We start from the raw sequence: 26,073 nt of genomic DNA, 5'->3' as shown, positions 1-26,073 counted from the left end.
AAATTCGCCTCGGTGTAATCGTTGTTGTTGTTTGCTGTTGCTGTCGCTTCGTAAACAATTCATACCGATGCTTTATCTTCATTTAGAAAAATTCAGATAAAAAAAAAAGAGAGCTAGTGATGGGGTATCACTGCTCTAAAGGGGGAAATGAGAATGTTGCTGTGTTCATCATAATTATTCCCCATAAAATACTTTTTAAACATTTATATTTAAAAAGTTTACACTCTGAATACTGGAACATTCTTTCAATCTTCTTGATCTTCTTCTTCTTCAAATGCTGTCTGTCTATAATAAGTATTCATTAACTGATCTAATCTGCGACTCAGTTGAATGGTTTTCGCATTTTGTAATCCGTTCTCTACACCTGAGCGAATCATCATCTCACGAGTTTGTTCCATTTGTTTCAAGAGTAGATTGACCATTCATAAACCCTCCACACACAAATAATCATACCATTATTATACATTTATATTTCATTTCTTACAGCATTAACTTACGACAATGTTCGACAAATTAGCTTCTTGCAACTTCTTGGTAAGTATAGATAACGCGTCCATTTTGTTTGGCCTCACCTCTAAAATGTTTAAATAAAGGATGTTTTACAAGTACTTCTCGGAACTCATAAAATTGTTCCTTCTCAATCTCTATACTTTTCAATTCCCCGTTTTGTAATTGTTTAAGCATATTTTCATATTTTTCCATCTTTCCATTCCTCACTTTTTAGTATTTTGTGTATTAAATTATGAATTATTCAAAAAGGACTTTACGTTTTCCATTTTTTCATGCAAACTGTATATTATTAGTCGATGAAGGAGCTGACTGTCTGTGAAAATAGCTGAAGTTGGAAATATTATCGAGTTTAAAGATGGTTTACAAGGTATAGTCGAAAAGGTAAATGAAAATTCGGTGATCGTTGATTTAACATATATGGAGAATTTCGATTCTCTTGAAATTGAAGAAAAAACGGTCGTCAACCATAAACGTTACAAAATTTTATATACGAATGAAGCTCAATAGTCTGAATAGTCCCTATTTGTCTTTATAGATGATAAGGGGCTCTTTTTTTGATAAAATTATAAGCATGGAGGTCGAATAATGCTTACAAATTCGAAACAAACAATAATATTGCTCCTTTCTTTATTATTCGTTTATGGCATGCTTGCTTTTACCTTTGCTAATCAAGCTGTATTTTGGTACCTATATGCATTTACTTTACTTGTATGTATTGCCATTGCAATTTTGACTGGTAAAATTGAAGATCAGTTACCAACCTGGAAGTTTTTACTTTTTGGTATTGGTTACGGTACAATAACATACGGTATTATTCGCTTTGGCTATTGGCTTGCACCATACATTAATGATTCATCAGTACAATCAGTACAAAAGTTTTTAGCAAATTATGGACCACAAAATATTTGGCACTATATTTTACTCGTATTCATTGTTGCAATTGGTGAAGAGATTTTTTGGCGTGGCTATGTTCAACAACAGCTGAAACGCTTTATGCGTCCGATTTTTGCTGTTATTGTAACTGCTATTTTATGCGCAATCGCTATTGCAATAAGCGGCTTTATGCTTGGTATGATCGCTGCATTAGTAACCAGTCTTATTTGGGGCTTGTTATATGAATGGCGTAAAAGTATGCCACTTGTTATTGTAGCCCATGTAGTTTTTGTGCTCCTATTATTTTTAGTGTTACCTTTAACATAATAACATTAAAACTAGGAAACATTTTATCTTTACTAACGTTTAATTAAGAAAGGGAGGGCTTTTCATGCAAAAAAAATTATTTACTGTACCTGCATTATTATTAACAGCTGTTTTAGTCGTAGGATGTAATACTTCCGAAACAAAGGATTCTGATGCTCAAAAAAAGGAGCCATCAAATACACCAACTGAACAACAGCAACCAGCTTCTACAGACAAAACTGTAGATGAATCACAAGAAACGCCTACATCAAATGAAACTACTGAAAAATCTGAAACAAATAAAAACGATAATAAAGACAATGCACCTAAAAAAGAACAAGAAGTTATCTATAAACAAAAAGGTCAAGAAAAAACTGAAAAAGCAACAGAATCTAAAAGTGTTGATCAAGACTTTAAAATGCACCAACTATCTGGATTTAAACTTTCTCAAGAAGAACCAGGTAAGGATATGTTAATTTCTAATGACAATCCTGACGTATTTATGCGTATCGAATCTATTGACGCATCACAAGCAAGCTACGAAGATGTTAAAACTTCTATGTCAGATTATATGAACGCTGTTGGTGAACCATCACCTTTATCTACTGAGGATTTAGCAGCATTTAAGGATGTTAAAAACATTGAGGGTTATGTTGTGAATTTTGAAGAAGACAAAGAAAAAGTAATCGGTATTGTGATTGAAAAAGATGGTTTAATTACAAAATTTACAATCCACGATAACGACGAATTAGATTTATCAGATGCTATGATTAAAATGGCAGCGACTATTTCTAAAAAATAATAATCCAAAAAAGACTGTAGACAAACTCGTTTGCTCTACAGTCTTTTTTATTGTAAATAGAGTTTATAGCTTAATGTGAGCTGCTAGGGACAGTCATGAGAGCGTTACCTAGACAGGATACTTTACGCTCGCTCCTGCCCTTCTCTATGCTGCTAATGTCTCAAGGGGGCATTCTAGATTATGTTGGAGGACCATAAAGATAAAGGTAATTTTCCTCCAAGATTCACCTTTTCCTTCCCATAAAAAAAGTTGCCTCAAAACTCATTGAGACAACTTTTTTTAATAAGACAAATCTTTAATAGATAGTCCTAATTTTTTTAATAACGTGATCGCTTGGTCTTTTTCCTCAACAGATAGTGCACTCATTAATTCATGTAAATGCTGTTCATGCTTTGGAAATAGTTCTCCCATAAATGCTTCACCTTTGTCCGTAATTTCTGCATAGGTAACACGGCGATCTGATGGACAAGAGACACGCAATAGATACCCTCTTTTTTCAAGTTTGTCAATAACATACGTAATAGACCCACTAGCTAGCAAAATTTTATTGCCAATTTGCTGTAATGGCTGTCTTCCTTTATGATAAAGAAGCTCTAATACAGCAAATTCAGTAGGGTTTAATCCATTCTCTTGAAAAAATTGATGGGTCATCTCATTTATCGCTTTATGTGCACGTGATAATACTATATATAATTTTAACGATTGCTTTATATCTTCTGACGTCATATCCTTTTCCTCTCAATTCGCGTTTTATACATGCCATTATAGCGATATTAGAAAAGCATTGTCAAAAGCAATATTTGATTTTTAGCCTTTCACGGTGATTTTACCATTCGGACTCTTCTTATGTTACTAAATAAGCAGAATCTTTCGTAGAAACATCTATTGTATTATCCATCTGATTAAATGTGTAGATTGGGAATTGTAAGTGGAAGCATGTCCCCTTCTGTAATTCACTATTCACACCTATTACACCTTCATGCTCCTCAATCACCTTTTTCACGAAAGCAAGGCCTAGTCCTGTCCCTGTTGATTTCGTCGTGTAAAAAGGTTGGAATAAGTTTTGAAGGGTAGCGCTGTCCATACCAGCACCTTCGTCTTTAATCAGTAATTCTACAATCGAGCAATCAATAGCATTCATTTCTACTGTAATCGTTCCACCATTATTCATGGATTCCATCGCATTTTTAATAAGATTCATGAATACTTGCTTTAAGCGATTCTCATTACCACCAATGTATATTTGGGTAGAAGGAGAAATGTATTGAATCATAATATTTTTCATAAGCGCATCTGGAAGCATAAACTCAATCACTTGCTTCACAATATTGTTTAGCTCTATTAATTCCACTTTCGTACTTGTTGGCTTGGACAATACTAAAAGCTCGGATAAAATTTGTTCCATCCGTTGAAGTTCACTATCGATAACAGATAAATACATGTGCGATTCTTCATCAGCATTTAGCTTTAATAATTCGGTAAAGCCCTTTAAAGAAGTTAATGGATTGCGAATCTCATGGGCAATACTTGCGGCCATTTGACCGACAACATTTAAAGCTTGCTGATGTTCAACTTTATGTTGAAGTTGTTTCTTTTCTGTTTCATCATTAATGACTGTGACAATAATATTGTTGTATTCATCAAAGATACTTGAGATTTCATAATAGCAAGGGGTAATAACTTGAGTCTCATCAATTACATGAACCTTTGCATGCTTTTCACCCATCAGTTTAGAAAGGTATGCTGTAATTTGACCCTTCTTCAATGTAAATGTATCAAAGATGTGCTGATGTGCCTTATGAAGAAGCTGCGCTTTTTCTATTTTCAAATACATTTCGGCATACTTATTTAGCCCAAGAATGATCCCGCTAGCGTCACTTATAATAACAGCGTACGGTAAGTGATCATAAGCATTGAAAAATTGAGATCTCTCTTGCTTTTGACTAACATATAATTCATGAGCTATATCATTATTTAATGTTGTAATTTGTGCAACTATTTCTTCTGTGCTCGGATCATAAAAACATTTGAAGGACATCATTTCAAACTCATTACTAGCTGTTTGAATATTGAAGATCTCTTCAGATCTTAAATCACTTTCTAATTGTTTGACGAACTTCGCCCAATTTAAATTAGACGGCTCGTCCATAGTTAAATAGCCAATATACGTTGAATTAAGGTTAAAAAGTTTAATAGCTGCCTCATTCACGTTCAAAATTTTCCCTGCTTTATTAAGAATAAGTGTTGGTGACGAAGTACTTGTCATAAGATTTCCAAAACATTGATTAATATCATATTGCTTCAACTTTCTCACCGAACCTTTCAAAAGAGTAAAAAACCCCTTAATTGAATTTTGAGCCCTTACTATACTTTATGATTGCACGATTCTATTATTACAAAATTTAGTAAATTCAAGTATTTAAAATTATTTCACGAACTGTTCACAAAATAAATAGGTAAAAAGGATTATATTGTATGTCAGCAACTTGACTGTTACAATTATAAATTGAAAGGAAGATTATTGCATGAATACTATTTTAACTACATTAAACGCAAAGTACATTCACACAAATTTAGCTTTGCGTTATTTAAAAGGTGCAGCTTTACCAGAATTTAATCCAATTATTGCAGAGTATACAATTAAAGATCCTGCTTTTAATATTGTATCAGATTTATTCCAAAAAAAACCTGATATCGTTGGATTCAGTTGTTATATTTGGAATATTGAAGAAACTATTCACGTCATCAAGATGTTAAAAACTGTCTGTCCAAATGTTAAAATTTTGCTCGGTGGACCTGAAGTTTCTTACGACGCTCACCATTGGTTGCGTAGAATTGAAGAGGTTGATTTTATTGTTATGGGTGAAGGAGAAACTTCATTTAAACAATTATTACGCTATTTACATGATGAAATTTCATTGGAGGATGTTCCGGGAATTGCCTACTTAGAGGATGGCAAAGTACGCATTCACGCACAAGCACCAAAAGTTGATTTACGTGAATTGCCAAGTCCGTTTCGTTTTGAGGAAGACCTCCCCCATCTAGGCAAACGAATTCAATATATTGAAACAAGTCGTGGCTGCCCATTTAGCTGTCAATTTTGTTTATCTTCTATTGAAGTAGGTGTTCGTTATTTCAACCGTGAAAAAATAAAAGAAGATATTCGATTCTTGATGGATAATGGAGCTCGTACTATTAAATTTGTTGACCGTACCTTTAATATAAGCCGCAGCTATGCAATGGAAATGTTCCAGTTTTTAATCGATGAACATAAGCCAGGGGTCGTATTCCAATTTGAAATTACCGCAGATATTATGCGTCCTGAGGTTATCCAATTTTTAAATGATAACGCACCTAAAGGCCTTTTCCGTTTTGAAATTGGTGTTCAGTCAACGAATGATTTAACAAATACTCTTGTGAAGCGCCGTCAAAACTTTGAAAAACTAACGCGTACAGTGACGATGGTTAAAGAAGGTGGAAAAATTGATCAGCATTTAGATTTAATTGCTGGCTTACCAGAGGAAGATTACGCAAGCTTCCGTCAAACCTTTAATGATGTTTTCGCAATGCGACCAGAAGAATTACAGCTTGGATTCCTTAAACTTCTGCGCGGTACAGGCCTTCGTCTAGAGGCTGAAAAATTCGGCTATACGTATGTGGACCTATCTCCTTACGAGATTTTCTCAAACAATGTCTTAACATTTGATGATATTGTACGTATTAAACATGCAGAGGATGTACTTGAGAAATATTGGAACGATCACCGTATGGACCATACGATTGAATACTTAGTAACTGAAGTGTTTGAAACACCATTTGATTTCTTCCAAAATTTCGGTACTTTTTGGGAAACGAAAGGCTGGTCTCGTATCGGTCATCAGCTCGAGGATTTATTCCGCCGTTTATTGATGTTTTTAGAAACTGTAGAAGGTGCTAATTTAACTATCATTCAAAGCCTAATGCAACTAGATTATTTAATGGCACAGCAGTTCCAGCCACGTAAATTATGGTGGAAAGAGCGCCCTACAGAGGAGCAACAAAAAGCACTCTATAATGCTTTACGTGAAAACCCTGCAATTGCAGGTGAGGCATTCGCCAGCTTCAATCTATCTGAAAAAGAGTTGTTTAAACATACGCTTATTATTCCGCACCATATAGATTATCAGGATTTCTCAAAAGGCAAAATTGTACAAAAAAATGGCTATCTATTAACTTACTTCCGTCACGGTCAAGCACCATACTTTGCAACAATCCACTCTATATAATAAAAAACGCTAGTCCTTTAATAAATTTTAGGACTAGCGTTTTTTCACTCATAAAGAATACTTAATTGTTACCTAAACGAAACAATTGCTTTTTTATTGAACTTATTGTAAATAAAATGTAACTTTATTACGGCTAACAGTAGCTAGTAAAGGCATTACAAATATCCTAAAAAAGTTTAGTACGAAATTCTCAACTCATCCACACCAAACTCCTGTAAATATTACCTAAAAACCATCCGTAAGAACCAGGAAAAAACAATTTAAAATTTTTCGACAATTATGTGGCAACAATAATTTTTTAGGCAAATCCACTATTCCTCGGCACAATGTTAAACCTACATCGTTAATTTCAAAATGAATTATGGACGAAATTACCCTAAACTTTAGCCAATAATCACCCTTTCCTTAGGATAGTGATAACTTGATTTTTTGCCTCTACCTCCACCACCTAGAGTGTAAAGGAAGGAAATTAAACCGACACGACCAATAAACATTAAAATCATAATGATAATTTTGCCAACTACTGATAAGTCGGATGTGATGCCTAGAGACATTCCACACGTTCCGAACGCTGATGTAATTTCAAAAATTATTTGAATCAGTGATGCATGCGGTTCAGTAATGAGTAAAATAATCGTCGCAACTAATACCATAAAGAACGCCAATAAGATAACAACAAACGAGCGGAATACATCAATTAAATGTATTTCACGTCCGAATACTTGAATATCCTCTCTTCCCCGTGAAAAGGTAATTAAGAATAGAATGGCCATGGCAAACGTTGTTGTACGTATCCCGCCACCAACTGAACTTGGCGAAGAACCAATAAACATTAAAAAGCTCATAAAAATATCTGTCGCTTCACTGAAGGTTGTTACATCGTACGTCGTAAGTCCAGCTGATCGTGTTGAAACAGAATGGAACATTGCAGAAAACAGGGCCTCATGCCAAGACATTCCCTTAAAGGAATGGAATGATTCAAGCAATAAAATAACAAGAGCCCCTACCACAAATAAAAGGGCATATGTGGAGGTAGTTATTTTTGTAAATAAACTAAAGCGAAAATTTGCATGGCGATTAAGTAAAAAGGTTTTCACTTCAATTAATACTGGGAATCCTATTGCACCAAGGACAATTAGCACCATCGTTATCAATTGAACAAAATAATCGTTATGAAACGGCAGTAAACTCATGCCCGTAATATCAAAGCCACCGTTTGTAGTAGCTGAAATGGAAGCAAAGACACCGTGAATCAAGGCTTCATTGAAAGTATCAAAATATTTCGTGAAGTGCAAAGTTAAAATGAACGCACCCATCACTTCAATACCCATTAAGATTTTCAATATTTCTCGTATTAATTGAACAACCCCTGATAAATTGTATTGATTATGGTCGATCATAATCAATTGACGCTCACGCATACCGATTTTTTTCCCAACAAGTAACCACACAAAGGTACCGAGTGACATAATGCCAATTGCCCCAAGCTGTAAAATGACAAGTACCATCACGAGTCCAAATGTTGTATAGCTTTCAGATATATTGAATGTTGTTAAACCTGTTACACTAACTGCACTGACTGCCGTAAACAAGCTATCTAATAATGAAACTTTAACACCTTCTTGGTGAACGCCTGGTAGCCGTAGTAACAGGAAGGAAATCGCTATAGCTATAAAATAATAAGAGACAAGCACCTGAAAAGGTGTAACAAGTCTATTTTTTGATCTTTTCCAGGGCACTTTGACAACCCCTTCCTTATATGATGCCAAACTCGATAGATTATAGTATAGAAAAAATTTTTAAAAAAAGAAAGAGGAATAGATACGACTATTCCTCATCAATTATGCCCTCGAAGTTTTTAGCTTGAGTCCCTCTCATTCAGCGAATATTATTTGCCGAAATTAGTTAATGGGTTTTATTTTTATGACGAACTCCCACCAAGTAACCTATAAATGCGATAGACACTAATACAAACCAGAACGTTAACTCCCACACAGTTGAATGTGGAAACTCTGCAGGTAAAATGCCCACCTTCTCATGGGATAAAGTCAATACGACAAGCTTCACCCCTACCCATCCTACAATTAAAAATGCAGCAGTTTCAAGTGAAGGATAGTCATTGAGTATTTTCACAAACCATTGTGCCGCAAATCGCATCATGATTACTCCGATAAACCCTCCAAGTAACATGACCATAAATTGCCCACCATTGATGCCACCTATATCAAAGTTCCCTAACTGCGGTAAAGATACTGCAATAGCAACTGCAGCAAGCATAGAATCAATAGCAAATGCAATATCCGCGGCCTCTACTTTAAGCACTGTCATCCAAAAACCAGCACCCTTTTTCCCCTGTTCATCGTTAGATTCTTCTTGTGAATCCTCTTTATTACGCAAATCATATATATTTTTGGCAGACATGAATAATAAATAAGCTGCTCCCAACGCTTGAATTTGCCAATAGTTCACTAATACTGTAATAACAAAAAGTGCTGAGAATCGGAAAATTAACGCGCCGAATAATCCATAAAATAATGCTTTTTTTTGTTGTTCGTGGGGGAGATGCTTTACCATTACAGCCATGACAACTGCATTATCTGCTGCTAATAACCCTTCTAATACTATAAGTACAATTAGTACCCAGCCGTATTGTAATAAAATTGATTCCATCATGTGCCTCCTCTAAAGCTCTTTTACCCAAAATAGTCATTTCAATACGAGCACAAAAGAAAAGACCCCTGCCCTTATAAAAAGGCAAAGGTCTCGCTAAGCAAATAAATACTGACTCAGTACCACTCTTACTAGTAGCTAATACCACTAGGCTAGAGTTATTCGCTTATCACACCCGATGGTAAAAACCATGTAATGACGAATGTGATCCAGATACATCGCTCGTATCTGTTAGCTACTCCCCTTTGACAAAACGTCGAAGGTTTTTTTCTTCTGAAAGCTTATTATAGCACTATCATATAATAGTGGCAAAATTATCTACCCTAATAGGCTCTGATTTTATTCGTCAATAATAAACCTAATTTCCCCAATCGACATTCTTGTAGTGATGTTTGCTGGAAGGATCATAAACCGATTGCATCAACTCTCTATCAGTAGACTACATTTACCTTATCTGAATTTGATAGCTTTTATCTTCTTTATGTGCTAAATAGAAATCAATCATGCTAGGCATAGTCTGTATAAAATCAGGGCATGTAATTTCACCCTTTTTTAAAATAGTAACTGCTTCTGATGTATCAAACTTCGCATTCCAAGTTAAGTAGTCTAAAGTTTCTTGCTCGACCCCTAGTTTTTTTCGAATAAATGGCACTTGTAAAGATATTCTCGCTAATATTAACGGTACTCGCCCTTTAGGATAATGGTTAGTTATAGATTTTACCATCGTCCGATACACCTCTTGCACAGGGTGAGGGTTCGGGTCCGTTAGATGCAAAGTTTTCCCTTCAGCGCATTTTTCATTAACGAGATAAGTCGCGGCGTTTATAATATAATCCACTGGCACCACATTTATTGTTGATGTTGATTGGCCAATATACGGGATAAAAGGAAGGCATTTTAATTTATCCACCATATTTAAAAAGAAATAAGGCCCATCAAATTTAATCGTTTCCCCTGTTTTAGAATGGCCACGTACTATGCCAGGTCGAATAATTGTCAGTGGTATTTCTGATTTCAAATCCTCTACTCGATGCTCAGCTTCATACTTTGTTTCCTCATAATAATTTTTAAAAGCAGGCGGACGAATTAGTTCGTTTTCACACAAAATTCCCTCACGCGTTCCAGCTACATACGCTGTACTAAAATACATATAGCGTCTTAAGTTCGGCAAAGTTCGCACAAAATCATTAACCATAGTCGTACCATGCACATTTACCTTCCATGCTAGATCACGTGGTACTGCTAAATCATAAATGGCAGCCAAATGCCAAAGCACCTTTATTCGAGGTACAATTTCCTGCACAATATTGTTTTCTAGACCAAGATTCGGTAATGTAATATCTCCCTCTACTATATGAATAGAACAGTTAGGAAACATCTCTAAAATATGCTCTCTTTCTAAATTTGCTTTGACTAATTCACCAGCTAAAACAATCGCGATAACTTCCTCTGTTTGTTTTTTTCGAAATAGCTCTCGTATTAATTGACTTGAAATAAAACCCGGAAAACCTGTAAAAAAGTGAACCCCCATCTTTCATCCCTCCTGAACTTACCGCATCTTCCTAGTCTCTTTATCCATGAAAGTATAAACAACTGGTACAATATATAATGTCAATAAAGTTGATGTCACCAGTCCTCCGATTACGACAATCCCCATCGGTTGATTCATCTCAGTTCCTTCGCCAATGCCAAGAGCAAGCGGTAGCAATCCTAAGATGGTTGTGAAAGCGGTCATTAAAATTGGGCGAAGTCGATCTTGTGTAGCCAGTAATATCGCATCATACGACGCCACTCCTCTAGCCTTTTGTTGATTAATGTAATCGACAAGTACAATCCCGTTATTCACGACAATTCCAACTAACACTAAAATTCCTATAACAGACGTCACACCCACTAGCGTGTTCGTGGCAAACATCGCAACTGCCACGCCAATAATCATTAATGGTACTGTAAACATAATCACAAATGGATATTTGAATGATTCAAATTGTGCAGCCATCACGATATAGACAAGCACAATCGCTAACGCAACGGCTAACAGCATATCATTAATCGCACTATCGTAAAGTTCACGATCACCACTGAAGACAACTTGCGTTTCAGTTGGTAAATTTGCTTTGTCCAATGCTTTGTCCACTTTTGCTGAGATGCCTCCTAGCGATTCCTTCGTTTCATACTCAACAAAAAATGCAACAGCCGCCGCCTGATCAGAACGTCTTACCGATACCGGCCCTTCCTGTATAGAAACAGTCGCAATGTCCTCTAGCTTTACAAATAAACCAGCAGGTGAACGAAGCTGCATTGTTTTTAATGATTCGATACTATCATTAAACACTTGTCCAAAGCCTGTATAGACGGGCAATACAGCACCATCTTCTGCGATTATTTGCGTGGTTAGCTGCCCCTTCGTCATTTGATTGACCGTTTGAGCAATTTGCGCAGGTGCAAATCCGTAGTCCTTCGCCTTTTCTCGGTCTACTTCGATTTGTATTTCCTTTGCAGTGATATCTAAATCCGTTGATACCTTTGTGATGGCCTTTACCTTTAATAGCTCCTGTTGCACTTGATCAACCGAGTTCTGAAGTCTTTGCTCATCAGAGTCTGTTAACCTAAACGTTAATGTATTTGGTGATGAACCTGTTGTCGTCGAGACATTAAAGTTGATTTCAACTTGCTCCCCTAGCTCAGCATGTAAATCTTGCTCAACCTCTTCCACAAATTCAAAAATCGAACGGTCCCTATCTGCTAATGGGACAAGCTTTACATATAGCTCTGCTTGATTGGCACTTGTTTGTCCCCGAGCTTGGGTCTGTTGTGTACCACCGATTAAGCTAACATATAAGTCAACATCTTTCTCTTGTTTTAAGCGTTCTTCAATTTTCGCAACAACTTTTTCTGTTTCTGATACGGCTACCCCTTTTTCAAGATTTACACTAATGGATGCAAATCCCTCATCGGTTGGCGGTAAAAACTCTGTGCCCATTTTCATAAGCCCAAACAACGCCAGTCCAAAACAGACAACTGCTGAGATTAGTACAAGCATACGGTGACGTAATACCCAAATAATTGATATTTTGTAACTCCTATAAAAGGATGACTCATTACGTTTTTCATAAATATTCGTCGATTTCATTTTTAAAAGACGACTTGCCAGCATTGGAACAACTGTTAACGCAACAACTAAAGAAGCGATTAAACTAAAGGAAATCGTTAACGCAAATTCTGTGAAAATTTGCCCTATTAATCCTTCAATAAACATTACAGGTATGAATACGGCAATCGTTGTAAGAGTGGAAGCAGTAATCGCAAGCGCCACTTCTTTTGTCCCTTCTTTAGCTGCTGTTATCGGGTCCTTGCCAAGTCCTAAGTGTCGTTCAATGTTTTCAATAACAACGATAGCATTATCCACCAACATACCGATCCCAAGTGCTAACGCCCCTAATGTCATAATATTGAGCGAGAAATTGGCAAAAAACATTAAGACAAATGTAACAATCACGGAATAGGGAATCGCAATGCCAATGATCATAGGGCTTTTCACACTGCGTAGAAAGATAAACAATATGAACATTGCGAATAATCCACCTACAAGTAGAGAAGATCCAATATTGCTTATTGCTAAATCTACATAGTTACCCTGATCCACTAGTACATCTGCAGCAATTCCTTGATATTGCTTCTTCGTTAATAATTCATTTAAAGCTGCTTTAAAAGCTTTCGATACTTCTGCCGTATTAGCACCTGATTCCTGTAATACGGACATTAATACCGCCGGATGCTCATTTGCTCGAGTTGTAGTGACGGATTTTTGCTCCACGCGCTCAACAGTCGCGACTTCTCCAACAGTTAATGCTTTTCCATCTAGTGGATTTACAGAAATAATTAACTCAGCAATGCTTTCTGGCGAAGTTAAAGTACTTAAAATACGTGTAGTTAACATCTTCCCATCTGCTGTTAACACTGGTTCACCAGGAAGAGAAACATTGTTAGATTGAATAATCTGAACAATATCTGCTTGAGTTAATCCATTTTCAACTAGCTTTGATTCATCTAAAGATATTTGAACTTCTTCTACAAGCTTACCGGAAATATTGACACTCGCGACACCTGCTGTTCGGCGAAGTTCCTTTTCCAAGTCTTCTGCCAGTAATCGCACATCAACATTGTCATTTTCCGCCCGTAGTGAAAGTTGTATGATCGGAAACTGTGATGGATCAAATTTTAAAAAGCTAGGTTTCTCAGCATCATTCGGTAGAGGGGTCATATCGATTCGTTGTAAAATATCGAGCTGGGCATCTTCAATATTGGTTGACCAATCAAACTCGAGAATAATTAAATTGGATCCTTCTTGAGAGGTAGACTGTAGTTTTTTGATCCCGGGTAAGGTGGCAAGTGTTGTTTCTAATGGCTTCGTTATTTTCTCATTAACCTCTGTTGGGCTCGCGCCAGGATAATTTGTAACAACGATGCCTATTGGTGGACGTAATTCCGGAATAAGCGTAATAGGTATTTTTAATAATGAAACGCCACCTAATATAATGACTAATATCATCGTAACTAATGTAAAAACAGGTCTTTTAATAGAAAAATTACTAATGTTCACTTTTACAAGCTCCTTTTCCATCTCTTCCCTTCTATAATACCCGAAAAGGAGAATATTTTATAAATTCGGACACCATCATAGCGTGGGGTTGATTTCCGTTCCGACTGGGCGCTTTGTAGCTGGCGCTTCGCTTTCGCACAGATAAAACATTTGTAGCTGGCGCTTCGCTTTCGCTACAGATAAAACATTGTTGCTGTCGCTTCGCTTTCGCACAGATAAAACATTTGTAGCTGACGCTTCGCTTTCGCTACAGAAAACATTTGTTGCTGTCGCTACGTTATCACTTCGCTTTCGCACAGAGCAAAACTTCCTGGGGGCGTCGGGGCAACACGATGTTGGTCACGAAGGCGTTATCACAGGACGTGATGCCTTTAGCCTTCGTTCCCCTTCCGCTTCGCTCGCGATGCTCGCTCCAGGGTCTCGGGGCAGCAGGATGTTGGTCACGAAGGCGTTATCACAGGACGGGATGCTCTTAGCCTTCGTTCCCCTTCCGCTAATCCCCAAGGAGTCGCCCAGTCTCCACTCCAATCAACTTATTCACAAAGTATACTTTTTAACAAACTCTTAGAGATGAGCCTATAAATTTGTACATTATCCCTTGGAGGTTGTTCATCAGATTTAAATTTCCTAATACTGTATATATTCTACATATAGCTCCAATTTTCCTTGTAAAAAAACACGAATCGCAACATGTCGATTCGTGTTTTTTCATGAAATTAAGGTTTCATATAACAAAGTATGGCTCTTTAGCAAAAACGAAGCAGCAATAACAGATATATAATTGGCTTAACTGTTATAAGTCCATTCAGATTAGTAACCACTACGTTCACTTTTGCTATGCATAAATTTTATAAGATTGGAGTGGAAGGCTACTCGACTCCCGTGGGAAAGCGAGACAGGCGAGACCCTGCACGGAGCGCAAGCGTAGGAAGCGGCTCGACGCTCGCCCACAGGAAGCCTTGCTCTGTGCGAAAGCGAAGCGTCAGCGACAAAGCGAGTAGCCTGGAACGGAAATCATCCTGACAATTTTGCTTTTATTATAAAAGGCTATACAGTTTAATGTTTTCGTTTTTATCTGCAAACCAACGCATTGCAAATTCATTTTCAAATAGGAAAACAAAATTATCAAAGCGGTCTTTTACAAGCATTGAACGACCTGAAGACATCGATTCTTTAACATCTTCTTCGTTTTCAATCCATCTTGCAATTTTCGAACCAATTGGCTCCATCTTCACTTCAACATTATATTCGTTTCTCATACGATGCTCAAAAACTTCAAATTGTAATTGACCAACTGCTCCCAGAATAACTTCTTCTGTATGCAACGTTTTATAATATTGAATTGCGCCTTCTTGCACTAATTGTAAAATACCTTTATGGAATTGCTTAGATTTCATAACATTTTTCGCAGTTACACGTACAAACAGCTCCGGCGTGAACTGTGGCAATTTTTCAAATTGGAATGTCTTTTTACTACCTACAACTGTGTCACCAATTTGATAAGTGCCTGTGTCGTATAAACCGATAATATCACCAGCAACTGCTTCATCTACTGTTTCACGGTCGTCAGCAAGGAATTGTGTAGATTGTGTCACTTTAAACGATTTACCTGTACGAGATAAAGTCATGTTCATGCCACGTTCAAATTTACCCGATACGATACGCACAAAAGCAATACGGTCACGGTGTGCAGGGTTCATATTCGCTTGGATTTTGAAAATGAAACCTGAAAACTCCTCATGCTCAACCGGATCTATAAATTGTTCATCCTCCGTAATACGAGGCTGAGGTGTCGGTGCGAATTGTAAATATGTTTCAAGGAATGTTTGCACACCGAAATTTGTTAAAGCTGAACCGAAGAAAACAGGTGTTAATTCACCACGGCGGATTTTTTCTTCAGAGTACTCATTACCCGCTTCATCAAGCAACATTATGTCGTCCATTGCTTGTGTATAATAAGAAGTAACCTTCATTGGATGATCGATTGCAAGTTCCCCATTATCATCAATTGGCAAGAAGCGTTCTTCTTCTTCAGTACGGAATTGCTCGATACGTTTATTGTAACGATCGTAAATACCTAAAAACTCTTTACCCATACCGATTGGCCAATTCATTGGGTAAGCGTTAATGCCAAGTACCTCCTCAAGCTCTTCAATCAGCTCAAGTGGCTCCTTCCCTTGACGGTCTAGCTTATTAATAAAGGTGAAAATTGGAATACCACGCATTTTACAAACTTTGAAAAGCTTTAAAGTTTGTGCCTCAATACCTTTGGCAGCATCTACAACCATGACAGCACTATCTACAGCCATTAAAGTACGATACGTATCCTCTGAGAAATCTTGGTGACCTGGTGTATCCAAAATATTGACACGTGAGCCATTATAATCGAATTGCATAACTGATGAAGTTACAGAAATCCCACGTTGCTTTTCAATTTCCATCCAGTCAGATGTTGCAAACTTACCTGTTTTCTTCCCTTTTACCGTACCGGCATCACGAATCGCACCACCAAATAGTAAAAGTTTTTCTGTAATCGTCGTTTTCCCAGCATCAGGGTGACTGATAATGGCAAAAGTTCGACGCGATAATATATCTTTTTCTAAATTTGAATTCATCTCGTCATTCTCCTTTTTTCATACTTACTAATAATAAAAGAAGACTTGCCCTTCTTACAACCTTTTTACATGAATTCCCCAAAAAAGAGGTCTCAATCTCAGAAAGGCATAATGTATGGCTTCTTCAAATATTTCGATGACTACCACTTTGTAGTCCAACACCTCACTGTTAAAATAACCCAAAAAGAAAACCCCTTAGTACTAACTAAAAGGGTTCTCTAGGATTGCAATTTACTATACAAATTTTAAGTGGCCAGCTTCTATTGCAATATCTGCATCGCTATGCGGATATTTAGTATTCTCGATAATTTGATAATCTTCATGGCCTTTACCAGCAAAAATAATGATATCCCCTGGTTCAGCAACCTCAATCGCATGACGCACTGCCTCAGCACGATCTCCTATACATGCATAATTTTCATGTAGCATCCCTTTAGCAAGATCGCCTGTAATACTATCGTAGTCTTCATAGCGTGGGTCATCCGTCGTTAAAATAACATAATCAGCGGCTGATGCCTTTTCTGCCATTGCTGGACGTTTCGATTTATCACGATTGCCACCTGTACCAACTAGGAAAATAAGCTTGCCTTTTTTATATGGTTGAGCAGATGAAATTGCCTTTTCAATTGCGTCTGGTGTATGTGCGTAATCAATAAAAATCTGCACAGGTAAATCTGAGCAAACTTTCTCCATACGTCCCTTTACTGGTGGTAATTGCTCAATTTGTTCAATGATTGTTTCCATTGAATAACCACGGCCATAAAAAGCAACCATCGCAGCAAGCACATTGTATATATTAAATTCTCCAAGTAAATGCATGTTTACATGGTATATTCCCTCTGGCATTTCAACGTCAAAAGATGTCATGAAATCATGATACTCACAGTTAATAGCTCGGAAATCAGCTGTTTCATTTTCTAAGCCATATGTCCATACTGGAAATGGTGTCATCGCTGCATAGCGCTCTGACCAAGCATCATCAGCATTTAACACGACAAATTTATTCTTTTCTAAATCTTGTCCAAGTTGTGAGAATAATAAGCCTTTCGCATGGCCATATTCCTCCATCGTTCCATGGAAATCAAGATGATCATGTGTAAGATTTGTAAAAATAGCTACATCATATTCTACACCAGCTAAACGTCCAAGTGCTAAACCGTGTGAAGATACTTCCATCGTCATTAAACGGCAGCCTTCCATTTTTGCACGGAATATCATTTGTTGAGTCGATAATGCATCGCTCGTTGTATTTGCAGATTCATATAAAATACCATTTAAATTAAAGCCAATCGTTCCTGACAGTGCAGATTTCTCGCCCATACCATGCATTATATTTTGAATAATACCCGTTACGGATGTTTTTCCATTTGTTCCTGTTACACCAATCATTGCCATATCTTTAGACGGATAGTCAAAAAACTTTGCGGCTAACAAGCCAACTGCGCGATCTGTATCTTTCACAATGACCTGTGCAATATTTTCTCCTAAAGGTAATTTTCGCTCTGTTACAACAATTGTTGCGCCACCTTCAACAGCCTTCTGTGCATAGTCATGACCATCTACCGTATAGCCTTTTATACAAACAAACATACTATTTGGTTGCACACTTCGCGAGTCAATGACAATATCACTTACTTGGTCAGGTAGCACTCCAATTATTTTTTTCAAAGGTAATGCATTCAACAATTCCTCTGCATACATTTCATAGTCCTCCAATCAATCTCTACATCCATTTTAACATTTGTTGTTTATTCGACAAGAAATGACAAAATGAATACCCCCACATTCTATTGAATTTATTTTACTACTTATTCGCCCATAAATAAAATGCCAGTTACGACGTTTTTCCGATGAAAACGCTATCATTTTAATATATCTTTAATATTTCATCGAAATTTAGCGCATTACCATCACGTTGAGTTGATTTCCGTTCCAACTTATTTCATTGGCATGCGTTTTAATACATGTTAACGCTCATTTTAACAGATCAAAAATCAACATGTATCGACAAATCTGGGAGCTTGGTAAAAAAAAGAAGGTATCAGACCTTTCGTGATCCGACACCTCCTTTTATTATTTCATTATAGTTCGCACAAGCTTAACTTTTTGTTTATATGGGGGAAAGAGAATATTCGTCTCTACCTTCGATGATTTTTTTAATATCGACTTTGGATGGGTAAAGTTATCAAAGCTAGCCTTCCCATGATAGGCTTTGGCCCCTGATGGTCCGACACCTCCAAATGGCAAATGTAAATTTCCTACATGTGTAATCGTATCATTTATACATCCTCCGCCAAATGGTAATTCCTCTAAAAAGTACTGAGTAGCTTTTTCATGCTCTGAGAAAAAATACGCAGCTAATGGTTTTGGTAATTGACGAATCTGGTGTATAGCCAGCGGTAAATCATCATACATCATAACAGGTAAAATTGGACCAAATAGTTCATCTTGCATCGAAGGACTTGTCCATTTCACATATTCAATAATGGTAGGCTCAATGTACAAATCATCACGATCTGTTCTCCCACCAAATGTAATTGCATCACGTTCTTCCACGAGAATTTGCTGTAAGCGATCAAATTGTCTTAGATTCACAATACGGCCATAGTCAGGGCTTTTTAATGGATTTTTACCATAGAAGGAACGAATCGTTTCTTTGAATTTTTTCATAAAACGATCATAAACATCTTTATGGACAAGGACATAATCTGGTGCTACACAAGTTTGTCCAGTATTTGTGAATTTTCCCCATGCTATTCTTTTCGCCGCTACTTCTAAATTGGCTGTTTGGTCGACAATCGCGGGGCTTTTCCCACCAAGTTCTAGGGCAATTGGTGTTAATCGTTCTGCAGCGGCCTTTGCAATCACTTTTCCGACTGCCACACTCCCTGTAAAAAATATATAGTCAAAAGATGCATGAATAAGTGCCGTCACTTCTTCTTTTTCTCCTTCCACAACACGTATATAGGAAGGATTAAACGTTTCTTCTATTATTTTTTTTACAATTGCTGCTGTATGCACAGATGTTTCTGAAGGTTTTACAATAGCCGTATTACCACCAACAATAGCACCGATTAATGGCTCCATGACAAGTTGGAATGGATAATTGAAAGGACCAATGATTAATGTTACGCCATATGGCTCTCTTACAATAAAGCTTTTTCCCATCTGGTATTGAATCGGTGTTTTTACAGCTTCAGGTTTCATCCATTCTTCAACATGCTTTACCATATAAGAAATGCTATCTAAAACAATGCCAATTTCTGTTGCATATGCCTCAAACTCACTTTTTCTTAAATCTACATATAGGGCATTCAAAATTTCTTTTTCATATTTTAAAATCGTTTTCTTCAGTTTTATTAATTGTTCTTTTCGATATTTTGTACTCTTTGTCGCTCGAGAAAAATAAAATTGCCGTTGTTCTGTAATCATATTTTCTACATCTTGTGGCGTAAAATTCATAATAAAAGCACCCCTTTTTTTAAAATGCCATACATAGTTTTTTCATTTCGAAACAAACTATCATTGTCTATACGATACAACATTGACAACCAAAATTCCTCTTTCTGATTTGGGTGGAATGGGTAAAGAAGTTAGAACTGTAGACAGTTTCGTGATTTGAGAAATTTACAACTACAACTACATATTGAAAAATTGAAACGGGGGCGTAGATGAATGACAACAACAACAGGAACTTGGTGGGAGTCTATTTTTTCTGGACCATTAGCACACGGTATTTGTGAGGAAAAATTATTGCTTTTGCAAGATGAGGCTTTCTTATATCTCTCTACAACACCGGGTGAGAAAAAAGAAGAACCTGAAGTTAATTAAAAATAGCGCGTTATAGGAGGTTATTTCCTATAATGCGCTATTTTTTATAGTTCATGTATCATCATCAAAAGTCATTTGTTACAGGAAAACTCCTAATCGGATCGGAAATCAAGCCACTCGTTATTGTTTTCTTAACAGTATTCAGTATTGTTATGGGCACTTTAAGAATACCAACAACGAGAAGGATAACCTCCGCTAAAGAATGTAGTTTTTGAGCATTATTGGTGAATAGCTTTATCAAAAATAGCTTTTGCAGCATCCCCAATATGCTCTGATACTGTAGGATGTGGGAAAATCATATTTGCAAGAGTGTGAGCCGTGCCACCTGCTTTTTTAGTAGCTAAAATAGCATTTAACATTTCTGTTGCCCCATCAGCAACCACACAAGCTCCTAAAATACGCCCTTCTTCCTCCGTCGCAATGAGCTTTATAAAGCCCACTGTATTTCCTTCCATTAATGCCTTAGGATTTGTTTGTAACGGCATGTGAGTCACCTTATAAGGTTCGTTCACCTGCTCTTCCAGTAAACCAAAAGTTGCAATTTCAGGATGTGTATAAACACAGCGAGGAATCGAAGTTTGATCAATTAGCGCCGGTTTATTCCCTATAATATGATCCACAACATGAATTCCCTCTGCACTCGCTGAATGAGCTAGCTGGTATCCACCTACTAAATCACCTATAGCATAAATATGTGGCTGACTTGTTTCAAGGTGCTCATTGACAGCAATTAATCGACCATCGAAGGCTAGACCCAGCTGCTGAGCTATTTCTGTATTTGGACGTCGACCTGTTGCAAACAAAAGATTTTCATATGTATAAATCCCTTTAGATGTATGAATTTCATTGCCGTTAAAATGCTCAAATTGGAAATCTGTCACAAGCTCAATTCCAAGCTTTTTCATCTTCTCCCGAATAAGCGGTCGTGCATCTGGCTCTTCTGTCTGTAAAATATCTTCACTATGATTTAGCATCGTCACCTTTGTTCCGAGTGGCGCTAAACTAAATGCCATCTCTACTGCAATAACGCCTCCGCCTATAATTGTTAACTGCTTTGGCAACTCTTCAATATCAAAAAATGTATCCGTTGTATAATAGGAAGATGTCTCTAACCCTTTAAAAGGTGGTACAAACGGTTTACTTCCGGTTGCTAGAATGATATCCGTTGCTGTAAAGGTCTCACTACCGACCGTTACAAGTAAATCATTAGATACTGCCGCTTCTCCTCGATAAAAAGTAATTTGATTGCTCAAAATATAGCCCTCAATATTCGTTAAAAGCTCATCAATAATAGCATCCTTACGTTTCATCAATCGTGGAAAATTCACATTTACTGTAGGACTTTCAATGCCCCAATCATGACCACGTTGTATTTCTTGAATGAGCTTACTATGCTCCAATAAAATTTTCGAAGGAATACAGCCGACATTATAGCAGGCCCCTCCTACTTTATCTCGCTCGACTAAAGCGACCTTCTTGCCACTTTTGGCTGCATGAATGGCTGCTACATAGCCCCCAGGACCTGCGCCAATAATTGCAATATCAAATTTTTCCACAAAATTCACCTCATGAACCACCATAGCATTTACAAAATTTGAATGCAATGTAATATATGTTACAGGAAATTTAGGAACATTTTCACATAGAAGGTCCTGATGAACAAAAAGCAGAATACAAACCATCAGTAGCAATTGAATTAAGTGAAAAAGTCCCTCGCTATTCTTTCTGAACAATGAGGGACTTTATTAGATATTGAGATAAGCATTTTTACCATATGGATGTGGGATTTCAAAGAAAATGGAAAGGGTATCGCTCGGCTTTCGCGGGTATTCATTCCCCTTCCGCGGGTATTTGCCCTACTTCCGCGGGTATTCCCCCTGCTTCCGCGGGTATTTGCTCCGCTTCCGCGGGTATTCCCCCTGCTTCCGCGGGTATCGCTCGGCTTCGCGGGTATTCACTCCTCTTCCGCGGGTATTCACTCCTCTTCCGCGGGTATCGCTCCGCTTCCGCGGGTATTCGCTCTGCTTCCGCGGGTATTTGCTCCGCTTCCGCGGGTATTCCCCCTGCTTCCGCGGGTATCGCTCGGCTTCGCGGGTATTCACTCCTCTTCCGCGGGTATTCACTCCTCTTCCGCGGGTATCGCTCCGCTTCCGCGGGTATTCGCTCTGCTTCCGCGGGTATTTGCTCCGCTTCCGCGGGTATTCCCCCTGCTTCCGCGGGTATCGCTCGGCTTCGCGGGTATTCACTCCTCTTCCGCGGGTATTCTCCCTGCTTCCGCGGGTATTCACTCTGCTTCCGCGGGTATTCGCTCTGCTTCCGCGGGTATTTGCTCCGCTTCCGCGGGTATTCGCTCTGCTTCCGCGGGTATTTGCCCTACTTCCGCGGGTATTCCCCCTGCTTCCGCGGGTATTTGCTCCTCTTCCGCGGGTATTCACTCCTCTTCCGCGAGTATTCACTCCTCTTCCGCGAGTATCGCTCGGCTTCGCGGGTATTCACTCCTCTTCCGCGGGTATTCTCCCTGCTTCCGCGGGTATTTGCCCTACTTCCGCGGGTATTCACTCCCCTTCCGCGGGTATTCGCTCTGCCAGTGGGTATTCCCTGTTCCCGCGGGAAAAATGATGTTAGTTAATAAATATTCCGTTCCCAAAAGCGTTGCTGGGCTATGGCGTTGATAAATTTTTTAGCGAAATCTTTGTCGCCAGTGGCTAACACAATGCCTGGCCCTACATTGGCATTAGACATATTAAAAAATGGTGTACCAGATGTAGCTATACCAATCGGTTTGTAATGTCTATACGCTTCATTGATATAATTGACAATATGTGAATTAAATTTCGCCTGATTTTTTGCTCTTACGCCTACAACATATAACGAATCAAATAGTACCGCATCAGTAGTAATAAATGTGTTACTTGCTGTTAACTGTACGCCATCACTACTAGTAACGACCCCTAATTTGTCGGAAATAATACTGTATCGAACACCCTGTCTTGTTAAATGTTTTAGTATTTCTCCAACTTCATTTGCGTCAAATCCATCGCCTATTAGCACGCCTACTTTAAGTGTTTGTGGCAATTTTATTGTATTTGCCTGGCTAAGTGCAGGAGATGATAACGTGACATTTATTTGTTCTCCTTTTGGACGATTAACACCAATATTATCAGCTACAGTCGTTGCCATTTCTTTATCAACGCGGACAAACATATCAACAACCTGCTGGCGAACGGATTTACTTTTTACCTTTCCTACCTCAAAACTAAAGGCATCAATGATATGTTGTTTTTCTGGAGGTGACATGCTATTCCAAAACAGCCTTGCCTGTGAGAAATGATCATCAAACGATTTACTACGTGCCCGGGTGATCCGTCCTTCAACCTTTTCTTCATAATGAGCAAAGCCTCCTTCTCTCGCCGTTGATGTGGATGGTGTATTATTGGCCAAGGAATTTTTATGATAGCTCACTTTTCCTTTATGAATAGTTTGTCGACTAAAGCCATTGCGCTGGTTGTTATGAATTGGGCAAACGGGTCGGTTAATCGGAATTTCAGAAAAGTTTGGTCCCCCAAGACGAATTAGCTGTGTATCTAAATAAGAAAACAGCCGCCCCTGTAAAAGTGGATCATTTGTAAAATCTATGCCCGGCACAACATTTCCAGGATGAAAGGCGACTTGCTCTGTTTCAGCAAAAACATTATCCACATTACGATTCAACGTCATTTTCCCAATCTTTTTAACTGGCACTATCTCCTCAGGCCAAAGCTTTGTTGCATCCAAAATATCAAAATCAAATTTAAATTCGTCCTCAGGCTCAAGCATTTGTACACCAAGCTCGTATTCTGGATAATCACCTATCTCAATCGATTCCCATAAATCACGTCGTTGAAAATCCGGATCCTTTCCTGCAATAATTTGCGCCTCATCCCAAATGAGTGAATGAACGCCTAACACAGGCTTCCAATGAAATTTTACAAATCTCGACTTTCCCTTATCATTGACGAAACGAAAAGTATGAACACCGAAGCCTTCCATCATTCGAAAACTTCTGGGTATTGTTCGATCAGACATATGCCACATAATCATATGCGCAATTTCCTGATTATTCGCCACAAAATCCCAAAACGTATCGTGAGCTGAGGCTGCTTGTGGCATTTCATTGTGAGGCTCTGGCTTTACCGCATGAATTAAATCAGGAAACTTAATGGCATCTTGAATAAAAAAGACAGGTATATTATTACCGACTAAATCATAATTACCTTCGTCTGTGTAAAATTTCGTCGCAAAGCCACGAACATCACGTGCAGTATCCATTGATCCTAAGCTTCCAACTACAGTTGAAAATCTGACAAATACAGGCGTTTTCTTAGTAGGGTCCTGTAAAAAGCTTGCTCTGGTATATTCCCCCATCGATTCATAGAGTTCAAATTCTCCATGTGCTGCAAAGCCCCTTGCATGTACAACACGTTCTGGAATACGTTCATGATCAAAATGCGTTATTTTCTCTCGAAAGTGAAAATCCTCCATAATGGTTGGCCCACGAACTCCAGCCTTTAACGAATTCTCATCATTCGAAACTTTTAGTCCCTGATTCGTCGTCATCTTAGTTCCTTCATTATCGACACGAAACGGCTCTAGCTGTTGATCCTTCGCATTCTTATCCAAATCTTTGCGCTGATTCGACTTAGATTTATCCACGCAATCCCCTTTCATTCCAAACTCATAATTCTCAATATAACTATATGTTTGTCTTGAATAAACATGCCTTAAGGTTTTGATACAGAAAGGCCAAACATTCCACCTTTTAACCCTTGAACTGATGTTGCTTAGTTGAAAATGTTGAAGGATATCTAGTAGTCCTAATAGAAATAATGTAAGTAGCTTGGATTTATTACAAAGAAGGGGGCCAAAAATTATAATGAATACTCTACATTTGTTCGAAATGATCGATCCTGTAAAAATTGATTAAATCGAAGGAGAAAACAATGAAAATAGATATACAATTAACGGATAAAAATAATGGATATATTATTAAAAACTTCTACCCTTTGTATTTATATGACCTATCAGGACATTATGGTAATCTACCGAATGTGCACGGAATTTACGAGGATAGTGACGATTGTCGAACATTAATAGATCAGTATGAAGTTCAGAATATTTGGTGGGAAAAGCCAGATATTTTATTCCCCTACTGCATTTTAGTCGATGGGATACCTGCGGGGTTTATCCTAATAGCAACCCCTCCACATTGTAATAAAGGAATTGATTATTTTTTAAATGAATTCTTTTTAATTCAATCATTACGAGGTAGAGGTATTGCTGAACGTGCTGCAAATATGGTATTTGAACAATTTAAAGGGAATTGGGAGTTGTTTACTAATCCATTAGAAAAAAACATTGCTGGACAAAAATTTTGGAGGAAGACCATTTCTAATTATACTAATGGCGTTTACAGTGAGGAATACGGTGAAACTTTTAATGGAGCTCAACTTATTTTCCGATTTAACAATTCTGAAACATAATGTACATTCAAATAACTCAGTCTACTATAGTGATATAAGTAAAACAAAACCTTGATTGGCAAGTGAAGTGACCCAAACC

The 26,073-nt window shown here is 37.8% G+C and carries 20 protein-coding genes; 6 read left to right on the top strand and 14 right to left on the bottom strand.

Going from position 1 to position 26,073, the window contains the following annotated elements; translation table 11 throughout:
* Positions 1-245: 245 nt before the first annotated feature.
* On the bottom strand, positions 246-422 hold the full coding sequence (locus MWJ95_RS06385) for an aspartyl-phosphate phosphatase Spo0E family protein (RefSeq protein WP_132357797.1): 177 nt from the start codon (positions 420-422) through the stop codon (positions 246-248).
* Between the two features lie 91 nt (positions 423-513).
* Entirely contained in the window at positions 514-702 is a 189-nt protein-coding gene (locus MWJ95_RS06380; protein ID WP_100544207.1) for a hypothetical protein, read from the bottom strand.
* Positions 703-825: 123 nt separating this feature from the next.
* Here MWJ95_RS06380 and MWJ95_RS06375 point away from each other — a divergent pair, with 123 nt between their 5' ends.
* The 3 genes from MWJ95_RS06375 (at position 826) to MWJ95_RS06365 (ending at position 2,491) form a co-directional block, all read left to right on the top strand.
* On the top strand, positions 826-1,017 hold the full coding sequence (locus MWJ95_RS06375) for a YkvS family protein (RefSeq protein WP_053594765.1): 192 nt from the start codon (positions 826-828) through the stop codon (positions 1,015-1,017).
* A 78-nt stretch (positions 1,018-1,095) separates the two neighbouring features.
* Positions 1,096-1,710, top strand: a complete 615-nt coding sequence (locus tag MWJ95_RS06370; protein ID WP_249073348.1) for a CPBP family intramembrane glutamic endopeptidase — start codon at positions 1,096-1,098, stop codon at positions 1,708-1,710.
* Positions 1,711-1,774: 64 nt separating this feature from the next.
* Positions 1,775-2,491: a hypothetical protein gene (locus MWJ95_RS06365; protein WP_249073349.1), complete on the top strand. Its 717-nt coding sequence runs from the start codon at positions 1,775-1,777 to the stop codon at positions 2,489-2,491.
* 279 nt (positions 2,492-2,770) lie between these two features.
* On the opposite strand, the gene MWJ95_RS06360 is transcribed toward MWJ95_RS06365, so the two are convergent.
* Together MWJ95_RS06360 and MWJ95_RS06355 are read right to left on the bottom strand one after the other, a co-directional pair.
* Positions 2,771-3,217: a MarR family winged helix-turn-helix transcriptional regulator gene (locus MWJ95_RS06360; RefSeq protein WP_249073350.1), complete on the bottom strand. Its 447-nt coding sequence runs from the start codon at positions 3,215-3,217 to the stop codon at positions 2,771-2,773.
* A 118-nt stretch (positions 3,218-3,335) separates the two neighbouring features.
* Entirely contained in the window at positions 3,336-4,817 is a 1,482-nt protein-coding gene (locus MWJ95_RS06355; protein ID WP_249104807.1) for a PAS domain-containing sensor histidine kinase, read from the bottom strand.
* A 199-nt stretch (positions 4,818-5,016) separates the two neighbouring features.
* Here MWJ95_RS06355 and MWJ95_RS06350 point away from each other — a divergent pair, with 199 nt between their 5' ends.
* Positions 5,017-6,756 carry a B12-binding domain-containing radical SAM protein gene (locus MWJ95_RS06350; protein WP_249073352.1) on the top strand — a complete coding sequence of 580 codons (1,740 nt, stop codon included), beginning with the start codon at positions 5,017-5,019 and terminating at the stop codon, positions 6,754-6,756.
* 383 nt (positions 6,757-7,139) lie between these two features.
* Here MWJ95_RS06350 and MWJ95_RS06345 read toward each other — a convergent pair whose 3' ends face one another.
* The 8 genes from MWJ95_RS06345 to MWJ95_RS06310 all read right to left on the bottom strand — a co-directional run bounded on the left by MWJ95_RS06345 (position 7,140) and on the right by MWJ95_RS06310 (position 20,106).
* Entirely contained in the window at positions 7,140-8,495 is a 1,356-nt protein-coding gene (locus tag MWJ95_RS06345; RefSeq protein WP_249073353.1) for a TrkH family potassium uptake protein, read from the bottom strand.
* A gap of 166 nt (positions 8,496-8,661) precedes the next feature.
* Positions 8,662-9,426: a TerC family protein gene (locus MWJ95_RS06340; protein ID WP_249104931.1), complete on the bottom strand. Its 765-nt coding sequence runs from the start codon at positions 9,424-9,426 to the stop codon at positions 8,662-8,664.
* Between the two features lie 445 nt (positions 9,427-9,871).
* Positions 9,872-10,957 (bottom strand): SDR family oxidoreductase, encoded by a 1,086-nt coding sequence (locus MWJ95_RS06335; protein ID WP_249073355.1) that lies wholly within the window; start codon positions 10,955-10,957, stop codon positions 9,872-9,874.
* Between the two features lie 18 nt (positions 10,958-10,975).
* Positions 10,976-14,029: an efflux RND transporter permease subunit gene (locus tag MWJ95_RS06330; RefSeq protein WP_249073503.1), complete on the bottom strand. Its 3,054-nt coding sequence runs from the start codon at positions 14,027-14,029 to the stop codon at positions 10,976-10,978.
* Positions 14,030-14,104: 75 nt separating this feature from the next.
* Positions 14,105-14,326 (bottom strand): hypothetical protein, encoded by a 222-nt coding sequence (locus tag MWJ95_RS06325; protein ID WP_249104805.1) that lies wholly within the window; start codon positions 14,324-14,326, stop codon positions 14,105-14,107.
* A gap of 740 nt (positions 14,327-15,066) precedes the next feature.
* Entirely contained in the window at positions 15,067-16,644 is a 1,578-nt protein-coding gene (locus MWJ95_RS06320; RefSeq protein WP_249073357.1) for a peptide chain release factor 3, read from the bottom strand.
* A gap of 234 nt (positions 16,645-16,878) precedes the next feature.
* Entirely contained in the window at positions 16,879-18,345 is a 1,467-nt protein-coding gene (locus tag MWJ95_RS06315; RefSeq protein WP_249073358.1) for a UDP-N-acetylmuramoyl-L-alanyl-D-glutamate--2,6-diaminopimelate ligase, read from the bottom strand.
* A gap of 372 nt (positions 18,346-18,717) precedes the next feature.
* Positions 18,718-20,106: an aldehyde dehydrogenase gene (locus MWJ95_RS06310; RefSeq protein ID WP_249073359.1), complete on the bottom strand. Its 1,389-nt coding sequence runs from the start codon at positions 20,104-20,106 to the stop codon at positions 18,718-18,720.
* Between the two features lie 213 nt (positions 20,107-20,319).
* Here MWJ95_RS06310 and MWJ95_RS06305 point away from each other — a divergent pair, with 213 nt between their 5' ends.
* Positions 20,320-20,475, top strand: coding sequence for a hypothetical protein (locus MWJ95_RS06305; protein ID WP_249073360.1), 156 nt, complete (start codon positions 20,320-20,322; stop codon positions 20,473-20,475).
* Positions 20,476-20,693: 218 nt separating this feature from the next.
* Here the strand turns inward: MWJ95_RS06305 and lpdA are convergent, their stop codons facing one another.
* Positions 20,694-22,031, bottom strand: a complete 1,338-nt coding sequence (gene lpdA / locus MWJ95_RS06300; RefSeq protein WP_249073361.1) for a dihydrolipoyl dehydrogenase — start codon at positions 22,029-22,031, stop codon at positions 20,694-20,696.
* Positions 22,032-23,100: 1,069 nt separating this feature from the next.
* Positions 23,101-25,182, bottom strand: coding sequence for a catalase (locus MWJ95_RS06295; protein WP_249104803.1), 2,082 nt, complete (start codon positions 25,180-25,182; stop codon positions 23,101-23,103).
* A 272-nt stretch (positions 25,183-25,454) separates the two neighbouring features.
* Between MWJ95_RS06295 and MWJ95_RS06290 the strand changes: the two genes are divergently transcribed.
* Positions 25,455-25,994 carry a GNAT family N-acetyltransferase gene (locus MWJ95_RS06290; RefSeq protein ID WP_249104801.1) on the top strand — a complete coding sequence of 180 codons (540 nt, stop codon included), beginning with the start codon at positions 25,455-25,457 and terminating at the stop codon, positions 25,992-25,994.
* Positions 25,995-26,073 lie beyond the last annotated feature (79 nt).

Origin of the sequence: Lysinibacillus sp. Bpr_S20 (genome assembly GCF_023337835.1) — a bacterium.
Classification (GTDB): Bacteria; Bacillota; Bacilli; order Bacillales_A; family Planococcaceae; genus Lysinibacillus.
This window is presented reverse-complemented; position numbering and strand designations above follow the sequence as displayed.